Genomic DNA, 13,077 nt, shown 5'->3' with positions numbered 1-13,077 from the left:
CTATAAACATCAAAAATAAGACACATGGCTTTTATTCTTCCCGATCACCCTTTTGACCCCGACCAGCTGACGGGCAGCGTGATCGGCATTGCCTCCGCCCTCGGCTGGCACGACTCGGGCCTGCATCAACATCAACGCCATCAGCTACTGTTCGCCCAATCCGGCTGCATGACCATGGAGCTGGAAGGTCGGGTCTGCCTGCTGCCGCCCACCCGCGCCGCCTGGCTGCCAGCGGGCACTGCCCACCGGGTACTGATGCGCGGTGTCGTCGCCTACAGATCCCTCTACTTCCAGCCGCACCCCGAGTTGCCCGGCACGGTCGAAGTGCTGGCGGTCAATCCGCTGCTGCACGAACTGATCGAGCGGATGGCGCTCTGGCCGTGGGACAAACCGCAAGAGCAGCAGCAACGAACGGTGGCACTGTTTATGGAGGAGTTGGGGCAGGCGCCACGGGAGTCGTGGCAGTTGCCGCTGCCGACCGATCCCAGACTGGGCGACTGGCTACAGCAGTTGAAACGGGGGAATGCCCTGCCCGATCGGCTCAACCGGCTGGCCGAACGGGTGGGTGCCAGTGACAAGACCATTGGCCGCATCTTCGTGCGGGAGACCGGCATGAGCTATCAGGCGTGGCGTCAGCAGTGGCGGCTGTTGCGCGCCATGGAGCTGCTGGCCGAAAGCGAGTCCATCAGCCGGATTGCCGCTGCGCTGGAGTTCTCCAGCGACAGCGCCTTCATCAGCTTCTTCAAACAACATACAGGACAGACCCCCCTGCGCTACCTCAACTCTCGGGGTGAGTCGCCACAGCCTGACTCGCTTCCACCACCAGGGTATCCAGCGCCAGCGGCTTGAGGTTATGCAACGCATCCTTCACCACGGCATGGGATGCCTGTTGCAACTCGCTCTGCACATCCTGCTCCAGCTGGGCACTCTCCAGCTCGGGCCGCGGATTTTCGTTGGCCATCACGTTCAGGCTCAGGGCACTCACAATCAGGGTAGCGATCAGGCTTTTCATCTGGTTTGCTCCGGTATGGTTGAGATGACCAGACAGCTATTCCAATAGTTGTGCCAATCCTCACGAAATTCATAACATGATGATTTTGTTTAAATTAACTATATCTCGATACCAAATTGAGTCGCAAAATGCATCCCGCTCGGTCATTTTTAAACCAACAGTTGGTGCTTTTAACCACGCTTGATTTTTGCACCATGTTCCACGTGGAACGTCCCATCTTTTTGATCGACACCCGCTTTTAAACTGAGCTATGGTGCTACATCCCCGTAACTCAAATCTGGATCTGTCACTGAATGGAATTTTCCTTGTTCGGCGAGAAGTTCACTCGCCACGCCGGTATTACCCAACTCATGGATGACCTCAATCAGGGGCTGACCAATCCGGACGCCATCATGCTGGGTGGCGGCAATCCGGCCCCCATCCCCGCCATGCTGGAACGCTTTCAGGCCGAGGCCAAGAGCCTGCTCGACAACGGCGAGCTGGTCAAAGCGATGGCCAACTACGATGGCCCGCAAGGCAAAGACAGGTTCACCAAAGCGCTGGCCGCCCTGCTCAGCAAGGAGCTGGGATGGGATATCTCGGCTCGCAATATCGCCCTGACCAACGGCAGCCAGAATGCCTTCTTCTACCTGTTCAACCTGCTGGCCGGCGAATTTGCCGATGGCCGCAAGAAGAAGGTGCTGTTCCCGCTCGCCCCCGAATACATCGGCTATGCCGACTCGGCGCTGACCGACGACTACTTCCTGGCCTACAAACCCACCATCGAGAAGCTGCCCGATGGCCAGTTCAAATACCACGTGGATTTCGAGAGTCTTCAGGTAGGTGACGATATCGGGGTGATCTGCGTCTCCCGTCCCACCAATCCCACTGGCAACGTGCTGACCGACGAAGAGATCGAACACCTCGATCAGATCGCCCGCGACAAGGGAATCCCGCTGCTGATCGACAACGCCTACGGCGTCCCCTTCCCGGGCATCATCTTCAGTGAGGCAAAGCCGTTCTGGAACGCCAATACCATCCTCTGCATGAGCCTCTCCAAGCTCGGCTTGCCGGGCACCCGCTGCGGCATCGTCATCGCCGACGAGAAGATCATTCAGGCCATCACCAACCTGAGCGGCATCATCAATCTGGCGCCGGGCAGTCTGGGGCCCGCCATCACCATCCCGATGATCGAGAGCGGCGATATCATCACCCTCAGCGAACAGGTGGTGAAACCCTTCTATCAGCAAAAGGCAGAGCTGGCGGTGCAGCTGCTGCGCGAAGCGATCCCCGACCCGCGTTTCCACATTCATAAACCGGAAGGGGCCCTCTTCCTCTGGCTCTGGTTTGAAGGCTTGCCGATCCACTGTCAGGAGCTGTACGAGCGACTGAAGGCGAAAAACCTGCTGATCGTGCCGGGTCACTACTTCTTCCCCGGCATCGATGACCCCGAGTGGCGTCACAGCCAAGAGTGCATTCGCCTCAACTACTCCCAGAGCGAGGAGCTGGTGCGTCGCGGCATCGCCATTCTGGCCGACGAGATCAACGCCCTCTACGCCGGCTAAGTCAGTCCGGCCAGCCAAAAACAGAAAGGCCTGCAGATGCAGGCCTTTGTCGTTTATCGCGATCCGGTTTGCTTAGCCGGGCAGCGCCAACTGCTCGGGTTTGCCGATGGGGATGGCTCTGGGCTTGAGCGCCTCCGGCAGCTCGCGCGCCAAATCGATGGTCAGCAGACCATGCTCCAACTTGGCGCCCTGCACTTCCACGTGCTGGCTCAGCTTGAAGGCGAGCTCGAAGTCACGATCGGCAATCCCCTGATGGAGGAACTGACGTTCACCGGCCGCGGCCCCTTTACAACCCTTCACCTTGAGGGTACCGTTTTCGGTCTCCAGCTCCAGCTCTTCGCGCTCGAAGCCAGCCACGGCGACCGTGATGCGATAGCCATCCTGATCGCGCTTTTCAATGTTGTACGGAGGGTAAGCGGCGGTCTTCTGCTCGAACAGACCTTCCAGCTCACGGGCCATCCGCTCGAAGCCGACGGCGTTGGAATAGAGATGAGAAAAATCGAGGTTACGCATAATCCTATCCTTCTAATAAGCAACAGGTTCAACTCTCCACAGGCCCGTCATCGGCACCCGGGAAATTTTAAGATTTCAGTGAATTCAGGCTATCAGCCGTTGATCTCTATCTTGCGCGGCTTCATCGCCTCGGGCACTTCACGCACCAGTTCGATGTGCAGCAAGCCGTTTTTCAGGTCGGCCCCTTTCACCCGCACATAGTCGGCCAACTGGAAGCGACGCTCGAAACCACGTTCGGCAATCCCCTGATAGAGATAGTTGCGCCCGGTGTCGGCCTGCTTGTTGCCCTTCACAGTCAGCAGATTTTCCTGAAAGCTCAGCTCCAGCTCTTCCTGGGTAAAGCCCGCCACCGCCATGCTGATGCGGTAGTCGTTGTCACCCAACTGCTCGATGTTGTAGGGGGGATAACCGGCATTGCCATTGCTGGCCGCAGATTCGATGAGATTGGCCAGACGATCGAAACCGATGGCAGAACGATAGAGCGGAGAAAAGTCGATAGAACGCATAGTATTACCCTCTTATGAGCGATAACGGATTGTTTGCCCTCCTTATGGACGGGCGCCTGGTCGAAACCTCTGTCGAGCGTTCCGGCCTTGTTACCTATATAGGGGCTCACTTTTTCCTTTCAAGGGGATTTTTTCAAATTTTTTAAATGGCCGCACCGACCTGTAGAACATCAACCTGTTGGCCCGATAGTGATGATAATCGACCCGTGGGCCACTGATGGCAATGCGCTCCGCACTCCATAATTGGTTGCATATCCACCAGCCAACATGGAGCCACCCCATGAAGATTACCCAGGTTCGTAACGCCACCTTGCTGCTCGACTATACCGGCACCCGCTTTCTGATCGACCCCATGCTCTCGGCCAAGGGAGCCTTCCCCGGCTTTGAGGGCACCGCCAACAGCCATCTGCGCAATCCGCTGGTCGAGCTGCCGCTACCGATCGATGAGCTGGTCGATGTGGATGCCGTTATCGTCACCCACGACCATCCCGACCACTGGGATGACGCCGCCAGAGCCCTGATCCCCAAACATCTGCCGCTCTTGGTACAACATAAAAAAGATGCCGATGCCATTCGTGCCAGTGGCTTTGAGGATGTGCGGCTGCTGAGCGACCAGCCCGAGTTTGCCGGCATTCGTCTGCAGCAGACCGGTGGCCAACACGGCAGCGACCCGTTGATGGCGGTACTGGGCGAGCGCATGGGAGAGGTATGCGGCGTGGTTTTCTCCCACCCCAATGAACAGAGCCTCTATCTGGCCGGTGATACCATCTGGCATCCCTCGGTCGAACAAGCCCTGCAACTGCATCAACCCGAGGTCATCATCCTCAACTGCGGCGATGCACAGGTGCCCGGACTCGGTTCCATCATCATGGGCAAGGAGGATGTCGCCGCCGTATATCAGGCGGCACCGCAAGCCACGCTGATCGCCAGTCATATGGAGGCGGTCAACCACGCCGTGCTGTCACGCCAGGAGCTACGCGACTATCTGGTGGACCGGGGCATGATGGATCGGGTACGGGTACCGCAAGATGGCGAGGCGATATCGCTATGATCCACAAGAGAGCCATGTCAGACATGGCCCTTCGGCTTTCACAGCCAAACGCTTATGATGAGTGGTCTGCGCGCAGAGAGGAGCCAACACCATGACCACCCCGATCGTTGCCGTGGTGACCTTCGATCACTTCAGCCCTTTTCACTGCGCCGTCCCCTGTCTCATCTTCGGCGACATCCTGCCGGGTCAGCCGCTGTTCGAGCTCATGATCTGCTGCGGTGATGGCAACCCTCATTCACGCTCGGCGCAAGGCTTCACCATTCAGGCTCCCTATGGGCTGGAGGTGCTGGCCGAGGCGGAGATCATCGTCATCCCCTTCTGGCACGACCCGTCAGCACGGCCACCTGCAGCGCTGCTCGATGCCCTGATTGCCGCCAGGGCCAGAGGTGCCCGACTGGTCGGGCTCTGTCTTGGCACCTATGTGCTCGCCTACGCCGGGCTGCTCAATGGTCGCAAGGCATCGACCCACTGGGAGTACGAACAGGATTTCTGCCACCGCTTTCCCTGCGTGCAGCTAGATACCAATGCCCTCTATGTGGATGACGATGGGCTGGTCACCTCGGCAGGTACTGCCGCCGGGCTGGACTGCTGCCTCTATCTGGTGCGCCAGTACCACGGCTCGGCCATCGCCAACAAGGTGGCGCGGCGGCTGGTGATCCCGCCCCACCGGGAAGGGGGCCAGGCCCAGTTTATCGAGCAGCCGGTGCCCGCCTCCACTCGCGATGTCAGGATGAACCAGTTGCTCGATCACCTGCGTGCCCATCTGGCCGAACCCCACACCCTGGACTCTCTAGCGGCCCATACCCTGATGAGCCGACGCACCTTTACCCGCCGCTTTCATCAGGCAACTGGCCTCTCGGTGGGTGAATGGCTGCTGGCGGAGCGGCTCAGGCGCAGTCAGGAGCTGCTGGAGGTAAGCGGCCATTCCATCGATCGCATTGCCGATCTGGTCGGCTTCAAGAGTGCCACCTCCCTGCGCAATCACTTCCGCGCCCGCTTTACCATCTCCCCCAGCGAGTGGCGACGCTCTTTTCGTGGCAACAATGTCTGATGACATCATCTATACCCGCTCACTCCGCTATGGCAGGCTAACCAGAAATCCCGAGGAGTCATCCCATGTCCCGTTCCGAACGCCTGCTGGCCCTGCTCCAGCTGCTGCGCGGCCACCGTTACGCCATCACAGGTGCGGAACTGGCCAGCCAGCTTGGCATCAGCCTGCGCACCCTCTATCGGGATATCGCCACCCTGCAGGCACAAGGCGCCCATATCGAGGGCGAATCGGGGATCGGCTATGTGTTGCGTCCTGGCTTCATGCTGCCGCCATTGATGTTCAGTGAAGAGGAGCTGGATGCGCTGGTGCTCGGGTCGCGTTGGGTCGTCGCTCACGGTGACGGAGCCTTGAGTACATCGGCCAGCAGTGCGCTGGCCAAGATAGAAGCCGTGCTGCCCGCCGACTATCGCCAGCAGCTCCACAGCAATGCCCTGCTGATCGGTACCTCACGCAGCGACAGCCTCACCGATGAAGCCCCGCTGCGCAGCGCCATCCGCCAGCAACGCAAGGTGACCTTGGGCTATCGCGATTTCAAGGATGAGGCCTCTGAGCGCACCGTCTGGCCCTTTGCCCTCGGCTACTTCGAACAGGTACGGGTACTGGTGGCCTGGTGCGAACTGCGTCAGGGCTTTCGCCACTTTCGGGTCGATCGCATTACCCGGATGCAGCCGCAAGATTGCCGCTATCCAAAAAGCAGAGAGAGTCTGCTGAAGGAGTGGCGCGCCACCCAGCAGATCCCGCAGCCGAAATTCATTGCTGACAGAAACTGACAGCAGGTAGCGCCATGCTGACGGGGTCGGCGCCGATGCGCCATCTCATCAGCAAGGAGCATCACCATGTTAGTCCCCCAGTTCGCCATCCTCTACGTTACCAATCCGACCCGCAGCGCGCTCTTCTACCGCGAGTTGTTCGGGCGTGAACCGGTGGAGGAGTCACCTACCTTTGCCATGTTCGTATTCGAGTCAGGCGCCAGACTGGCGCTCTGGTCCAGCGCCACTGTTGAACCTGCCGTGACCCAAACGGCCGGAGCGATGGAGCTGGCCTTCGCCCTCCCCGATGATGATGCCGTCGATCGCCTGTCTGCCGAATGGCTGGCACGCGGGCTCACCCTGATCCAGGCGCCGACCAATATGGAGTTTGGCTACACCTGCATGGCCCTCGATCCGGATGGCCATCGCCTGCGACTCTACTGCCTGGCACCAGAACTGAGCTGAGTTATAACCATCAACACCAAGCAGTTTCATGTTTCACGTGGAACGTGCCCCCCCTGAAAATAAAAAAAGCCGCTCACAGGGAGCGGCTTTTTTATATCGAGCTGACAGTGTCGATTAGACGTCGAGGTTGGCTACGCGCAGGGCGTTGGTCTCGATAAAGTCACGACGCGGCTCAACGGCATCACCCATCAGGGTGGAGAAGAGCTGGTCAGCACCGACGGCGTCGTCGATGGTGACGCGCAGCATGCGGCGGGCTTCCGGATCCATGGTGGTTTCCCACAGCTGGTCCGGGTTCATCTCACCCAGCCCTTTATAGCGCTGGATGTAGATGCCGCGCTTGCCTTCGCCCATCAGCCACTCGACGGCTTCCACGAAGTTGGCAACCGGTTTGACCTTCTCGCCACGCTTGATGAAACCACCTTCCTCAATCAGGTTGGCGATCTCCTTGCCCAGCGAGACCAGTTGACGGTACTCACCGGATTGCAGGAAGTCGTAGCTGAGCGGATATTCGCGATCGACACCGTGCTGACGTACCACGGCGTGCGGAACGTACAGGCTGCGCTCTTCATCACGACGAACCTGGATCTGGTACTGGATACCGTGGTTGCTCTCGTTGAGCACGGCTTCCATCCCCTGACACCAGGCCAGCAGATCGCTCTCGCTGTTCAGCAGCGCTTCGTTCAACTCCGGCTGATAGATCAGCTGGGTCAGCACGGCTTCCGGCGCACGACGAGACATGCGGGTGATCAGGTGAGTCACCGAGCGGTGCTGGTTGACCAGGCGCTCCAGTGCCTCGCCACCGATAGCCGGGGCAGACTCGTTGACGTGCAGGGTAGCACCGTCCAGCGCCATGGCGGTCTGGTACTGCAGCAGCGCGTCTTCGTCTTTCAGGTACTGCTCCTGCTTGCCCTTCTTAACCTTGTAGAGCGGCGGCTGGGCGATGTAGACGTAGCCACGTTCGATGATTTCCGGCATCTGACGATAGAAGAAGGTCAGCAGCAGGGTTCGGATGTGCGCACCATCGACGTCCGCATCGGTCATGATGATGATGTTGTGATAACGCAGCTTGTCCGGGTTGTACTCGTCGCGACCGATACCGCAACCCAGTGCGGTGATCAGGGTGCCCACCTCTTGCGAGGAGATCATCTTGTCGAAACGGGCCTTCTCCACGTTCAGGATCTTGCCCTTGAGCGGCAGGATGGCTTGGTTCTTACGGTTGCGACCCTGCTTGGCGGAACCGCCAGCAGAGTCCCCTTCCACTATGTAGAGTTCGGAAAGAGCCGGGTCTTTTTCCTGACAGTCAGCCAGCTTGCCGGGCAGACCGGCGATATCCAGCGCGCCTTTGCGGCGGGTCAGTTCGCGAGCTTTGCGGGCCGCTTCACGGGCACGGGCCGCATCGATGATCTTGTTGACCACGATCTTGGCATCGCCCGGGTTTTCCAGCAGGAAGTCGGCAAGCTTCTCACCCATCGCCTGTTCAACGGCGGTCTTCACTTCGGAAGAGACCAGCTTGTCCTTGGTCTGGGAGGAGAACTTGGGATCCGGCACCTTCACGGAGATAACGGCAATCAGACCTTCACGTACGTCGTCGCCACTGGCGGCAGACTTGGCCTTCTTGCTGTAGTCCTCTTTGTCCATATAGGAGTTCAGAGTACGGGTCAGCGCGGTACGGAAACCAACGAGGTGAGTACCACCATCCCGCTGCGGGATGTTGTTGGTGAAGCAGTAGACCCCTTCCTGATAGGCGTCGTTCCACTGCATCGCCACTTCAACGCCAATGCCATCCTGCTCGGTGGTGAAATGGAACACCTTCGGGTGGATCGGGGTCTTGTTCTGGTTCAGGTACTCAACGAATGCCTTGATGCCACCCTCGTAGCAGAAATGCGCCTCGCGGCCATCACGCTCGTCTTGCAGACGGATGGAGACACCTGAGTTGAGGAAGGAGAGCTCGCGCAGGCGCTTGGCCAGGATCTCGTAGTGGAACAGGGTATCGCTGAAAATGGCTGGGCTCGGCCAGAAGCGAACTTCGGTACCGGTGCCGGTGCTGTCGCCAATCTGCTTGAGCGGCGCCTGTGGCTCACCCAGATGATAGGTCTGCTCGTAGACGTGACCGTTACGACGAATGGTCAGCAACAGCTTGTCAGAGAGGGCGTTAACTACCGAGACACCCACGCCGTGCAGGCCGCCGGATACCTTGTAGGAGTTGTCATCAAACTTACCGCCTGCGTGCAGCACGGTCATGATGACCTCTGCGGCGGAGCGGCCCTCCTCCTCGTGCATGTCTACCGGGATACCCCGGCCATTGTCACGCACAGAGACAGAACCGTCGGAATGGATCTTGACCAGAATATCGGAGCAGTAGCCAGCGAGCGCCTCGTCAATGGAGTTATCGACGACCTCGAACACCATGTGGTGCAGACCCGAGCCATCATCCGTATCGCCGATATACATCCCCGGGCGCTTGCGGACCGCATCCAGGCCCTTCAGCACCTTGATATTCGAGGAGTCGTAAGTATTTTCACTCATAGCTTACTCTCTGCCTTCTCTAACGTTTCGGAGATTTTACCCTGTTCCACGTGGAACAACTTGCAGTCATTCGCATCCATCATGTCTGCGAGCTGACCGGTGTCGATGGCGGTGATAAACACCTGGGACGCACACTGCTTCAGCCTTGCGGCCAGCAAGCGGCGCTTGTCGACATCCAGTTCAGAGGCAAAATCGTCAATTAAAAAAATACAGCCACGGCTGCTATGTTGATTCAAATAGAGCCCTTGGGCCAGTCGCATGGCGCAGACCAGCAACTTCAGCTGACCCCGGGACAAAATATCCTGAGCGGGTACCCCGTTCGCCTTGAGGCGCACATCGGCTTTCTGTGGACCGACACCGGTATAGCCCAGCGCCCGATCTCGCTCAAACCCCGCCTCCAGCAGATCGCCGAGGGGAGTGTCTTTCTCCCAGCCCCGGTAAAAGCCGAGACTGATATCGAATTCCGGCAGAAAATCCGCCGTCATCTCCTTGATCAGGGGCGTAATGGCCTGACAATAACTGGCGCGAAACTCGGACAGCTCACCACCCAGCCGCACCAGCTCCTGATCCCAGAACGCCAGCTGGCGGTACTGGGTGCTCTGGCGCAGTAGCGCATTGCGCTGTTTCAGCAACCGCCGCACTCGTCCCCAGAGGGCAAAGAAGGTCGGCTCCTGATGGAAAACACCCCAATCGAGCCAGGCGCGGCGAGCCTGAGGCCCGCCCGTCAGCAGGTTGAAGCCATCGGGATGGATCAACTGCACCGGCAACAGCTCCGCCAAATCGGCCAGCCGCTGGGCCTGAGCCCCGGCAATCTTGAGCTGGGTCTCGCCACTCTTGTCTTTGGCAAGACCGATCGGTACCTGACGCCCCTCCAGCTCGCACTGGGCAAACAGGGTAAACGCCCTCTCCCCCTGGCGGATGACCCGCCCGGTCAAATGAGTGCGAAAGGAGCGCCCCAGACCAAGGTAGTGAATGGCTTCCAGCACGCTGGTCTTGCCGCTGCCATTGCACCCGACCAGAATGTTGAGGCCGGGCGACAGCTTGAGACTGGCTTGCTGGATATTGCGAAAGTCGCTGAGCTGGAGTTTGACCAGGGACACGACTAGATCCGCATCGGCATCACCACGTACTGAGCATCCTGATGTTCAAAATCCTCAATAATGGCACTGCTGATGGAATCGCTCAGGCTAATCCGAATTTGGTCACATTTTAACGTATTCAGCACGTCCAGCACATAAGAGACGTTAAAGCCGATCTCCATCTCGCCAGCGGCATATTGTACGTCAAGCAGCTCTTCGGCTTCTTCCTGTTCCGGGTTGTTGGCGGTGATGCGCAGCAGGTTTTCCTGCAGATTGAGACGCACCCCACGGAATTTCTCGTTGGAGAGGATGGCGGCACGGGCAAACGCCTGACGCAGATCCTCACGGCCGGCGATCAAGGCCTTGTCGCTGTTGCGCGGAATGACGCGGCGCCAGTCCGGGAAGCGGCCATCCACCAGCTTGGAGGTGAAGATGAAGCCGTCGAGGGCAGCACGCAGGTTGCTGCGGCCGATCTGCAGCCGCACCGGCTTGTCTTCCGCTTCCAGCAGACGCACCAGCTCCAGTACCCCTTTGCGCGGCAGGATAACCTGATGATCGGGCAGCGATTCCCCGACCACCTCGCGGCGGCAGGTAGCCAGACGGTGACCGTCGGTCGCCACGGTGCGCAGACCGTGACCTTCGCTCTCGAACAGCATGCCGTTCAGGTAGTAACGCACGTCCTGGCTGGCCATGGAGAACTGGGTCGCATCGATCAGCTTCTTCAGCTCCAGCTGGCTGATATCGAACTCGAGCACGGATTCCCAATCCTCGATGTTCGGATACTCGGTCGCCGGCAGGGTCGAGAGGTTGAAGCGGGAACGACCGGAGCGGATGATCAGGCGCTCGCCTTCGGTATTGAGACGGATCTCGGCGCCTTCCGGCAGACCACGGCAGATATCCAGCAGCTTGCGCGCCGGTACTGTGGTGCGGCCATCTTCGCTGGCCCCGTTCAGATAGACCTGACCGATCATCTCTACTTCGAGATCGGTACCGGTCAGTGACAGCAGACCGTTGCTGACATCAAGCAGCACGTTGCCGAGGATCGGCAGGGTCGGTCGGCCGCCGAGGGCGCCGGACACCAGTTGCAGAGGACGTAACAGGGCCTCACGGCTAATTTCGAGCTGCATCTGTGCTCTCCGTTGTGATTAGGAGGAAAAGATTCTGATCAGGTTGGAATATTCGCGCTGCATCTGTCCACTCCATTCCGTTATCAGGAAGAAAGGGTACGGATCAGGTTGGAATAGTCCTCCTTGATGTCGTGACTCTCCTCCTTCAGCTGCTCGATTTTTCGGCAAGCATGAAGAACGGTAGTGTGGTCACGGCCACCAAAGGCATCACCTATCTCCGGCAAACTGTGGTTGGTCAGCTCCTTGGCCAAAGCCATCGCCAGCTGGCGCGGACGGGCAACGGAGCGGGAACGACGCTTGGAGAGCAGATCCGCCAGCTTGATCTTGTAGTACTCCGCCACCGTCTTCTGGATATTGTCGATGGTGACCAGCTTCTCCTGCAGTGCCAACAGGTCGCGCAGCGCTTCGCGCACGAAATCGATGTTGATGGCACGGCCGGTAAAGTTGGCGTTGGCGATCACCCGGTTGAGGGCGCCTTCCAGTTCACGGACGTTGGATCGCAGACGTTTGGCAATGAAGAAGGCCACTTCGTCCGGCAGATGGATCTGGTTCTCGTCAGCCTTGCGCATCAGGATCGCGACGCGGGTCTCCAGCTCCGGCGGTTCGATCGCCACGGTCAGGCCCCAGCCGAAGCGGGACTTGAGGCGATCCTCGACACCGTTGATCTCCTTCGGATAGCGATCCGAGGTCAGGATGATCTGCTGGTTACCTTCCAGCAAGGCATTGAAGGTATGGAAGAACTCCTCCTGGGAGCGCTCCTTGTTGGCGAAAAACTGGATGTCATCGATGAGCAGGGCATCGACGCTGCGGTAGTAACGCTTGAACTCTTCAATGGCGTTGTTTTGCAGCGCTTTCACCATGTCCTGAACAAACCGCTCGGAGTGCATATAGATGACTTTGGCATCTTTTTTACTCTCCTTGATGGCATTGCCAACGGCGTGCAACAGGTGGGTTTTACCCAGGCCGGTGCCGCCATAGAGGAACAGCGGGTTGTAAGCACCACCCGGATTGTCCGCTACCTGACGGGCAGCCGCACGCGCCAACTGGTTGGACTTACCCTCGACGAAATTCTCGAAGGTATAGTTCACGTTGGTGTTGCTCTTGTGGTTCGGCTCGGGCTTGGCTTCAGCCTTGCTTTCCCAGCTCTTCTGCAAGTTATTCACAGGCGCGGCACCCTGTACCGGCGCTCTGGCGACAGCAACAGGATGGGGACGATTACCTATATCAAAACGCAGGGCGGGGCCGTCGACCCCGCAGAGTTCGTTGATGATGCCGTTAACCCGGATGAGATACTTGTCTCGTACCCAGTCCAGAACAAAGCGATTCGGTGCATACAGGGTCAGAGTATTGTCACTCAACTCCGCTTGAAGCGGCCGGATCCACATGCTGAATTCTGCCGAGGGCAACTCATCTTGCAGCCGGTTAAGGCACTGCTGCCATAGCGAAGCAGTCAC

At 58.9% G+C, this 13,077-nt stretch carries 13 protein-coding genes; 6 read left to right on the top strand and 7 right to left on the bottom strand.

Going from position 1 to position 13,077, the window contains the following annotated elements:
- Window positions 1–24 precede the first annotated feature (24 nt).
- Entirely contained in the window at window positions 25–849 is an 825-nt protein-coding gene (locus WBR25_RS00065; RefSeq protein ID WP_257696893.1) for an AraC family transcriptional regulator, read from the top strand.
- Here the strand turns inward: WBR25_RS00065 and WBR25_RS00060 are convergent.
- The gene (locus WBR25_RS00060) at window positions 779–1,012 is read right to left on the bottom strand and encodes a hypothetical protein (RefSeq protein ID WP_100652158.1); all 234 of its coding nucleotides are present in this window, start codon (window positions 1,010–1,012) and stop codon (window positions 779–781) included. The genes WBR25_RS00065 and WBR25_RS00060 overlap by 71 nt on opposite strands.
- A gap of 293 nt (window positions 1,013–1,305) precedes the next feature.
- Between WBR25_RS00060 and WBR25_RS00055 the strand changes: the two genes are divergently transcribed.
- Window positions 1,306–2,556 (top strand): valine--pyruvate transaminase, encoded by a 1,251-nt coding sequence (locus WBR25_RS00055; protein WP_479749194.1) that lies wholly within the window; start codon window positions 1,306–1,308, stop codon window positions 2,554–2,556.
- Between the two features lie 72 nt (window positions 2,557–2,628).
- On the opposite strand, the gene WBR25_RS00050 is transcribed toward WBR25_RS00055, so the two are convergent.
- The gene (locus WBR25_RS00050) at window positions 2,629–3,069 is read right to left on the bottom strand and encodes an Hsp20 family protein (protein ID WP_479749192.1); all 441 of its coding nucleotides are present in this window, start codon (window positions 3,067–3,069) and stop codon (window positions 2,629–2,631) included.
- Between the two features lie 92 nt (window positions 3,070–3,161).
- The gene (locus tag WBR25_RS00045; protein ID WP_005339298.1) at window positions 3,162–3,575 is read right to left on the bottom strand and encodes an Hsp20 family protein; all 414 of its coding nucleotides are present in this window, start codon (window positions 3,573–3,575) and stop codon (window positions 3,162–3,164) included.
- 280 nt (window positions 3,576–3,855) lie between these two features.
- On the opposite strand from WBR25_RS00045, the gene WBR25_RS00040 reads away from it, so the two are divergent.
- The 4 genes from WBR25_RS00040 to WBR25_RS00025 all read left to right on the top strand — a co-directional run bounded on the left by WBR25_RS00040 (window position 3,856) and on the right by WBR25_RS00025 (window position 6,891).
- Entirely contained in the window at window positions 3,856–4,626 is a 771-nt protein-coding gene (locus WBR25_RS00040) for an MBL fold metallo-hydrolase (protein ID WP_479749190.1), read from the top strand.
- Between the two features lie 91 nt (window positions 4,627–4,717).
- The gene (locus WBR25_RS00035; RefSeq protein ID WP_479749188.1) at window positions 4,718–5,677 is read left to right on the top strand and encodes a helix-turn-helix domain-containing protein; all 960 of its coding nucleotides are present in this window, start codon (window positions 4,718–4,720) and stop codon (window positions 5,675–5,677) included.
- Window positions 5,678–5,742: 65 nt separating this feature from the next.
- On the top strand, window positions 5,743–6,447 hold the full coding sequence (locus WBR25_RS00030) for a helix-turn-helix transcriptional regulator (RefSeq protein WP_479749186.1): 705 nt from the start codon (window positions 5,743–5,745) through the stop codon (window positions 6,445–6,447).
- Window positions 6,448–6,513: 66 nt separating this feature from the next.
- Window positions 6,514–6,891, top strand: coding sequence for a VOC family protein (locus WBR25_RS00025; protein WP_479749184.1), 378 nt, complete (start codon window positions 6,514–6,516; stop codon window positions 6,889–6,891).
- Between the two features lie 114 nt (window positions 6,892–7,005).
- Here the strand turns inward: WBR25_RS00025 and gyrB are convergent, their stop codons facing one another.
- The 4 genes from gyrB to dnaA all read right to left on the bottom strand — a co-directional run bounded on the left by gyrB (window position 7,006) and on the right by dnaA (window position 13,077).
- On the bottom strand, window positions 7,006–9,417 hold the full coding sequence (gene gyrB, locus WBR25_RS00020; RefSeq protein ID WP_005357188.1) for a DNA topoisomerase (ATP-hydrolyzing) subunit B: 2,412 nt from the start codon (window positions 9,415–9,417) through the stop codon (window positions 7,006–7,008).
- Window positions 9,414–10,517, bottom strand: coding sequence for a DNA replication/repair protein RecF (gene recF, locus WBR25_RS00015; RefSeq protein WP_236399347.1), 1,104 nt, complete (start codon window positions 10,515–10,517; stop codon window positions 9,414–9,416). Before recF ends, gyrB begins: the two co-directional genes overlap by 4 nt.
- A gap of 2 nt (window positions 10,518–10,519) precedes the next feature.
- Window positions 10,520–11,623: a DNA polymerase III subunit beta gene (dnaN, locus tag WBR25_RS00010; protein ID WP_005339306.1), complete on the bottom strand. Its 1,104-nt coding sequence runs from the start codon at window positions 11,621–11,623 to the stop codon at window positions 10,520–10,522.
- Between the two features lie 83 nt (window positions 11,624–11,706).
- Window positions 11,707–13,077 (bottom strand): chromosomal replication initiator protein DnaA, encoded by a 1,371-nt coding sequence (gene dnaA, locus WBR25_RS00005; protein WP_005339307.1) that lies wholly within the window; start codon window positions 13,075–13,077, stop codon window positions 11,707–11,709.

The sequence above is a fragment of the Aeromonas sp. MTB genome (genome assembly GCF_056632455.1).
This window is presented reverse-complemented; position numbering and strand designations above follow the sequence as displayed.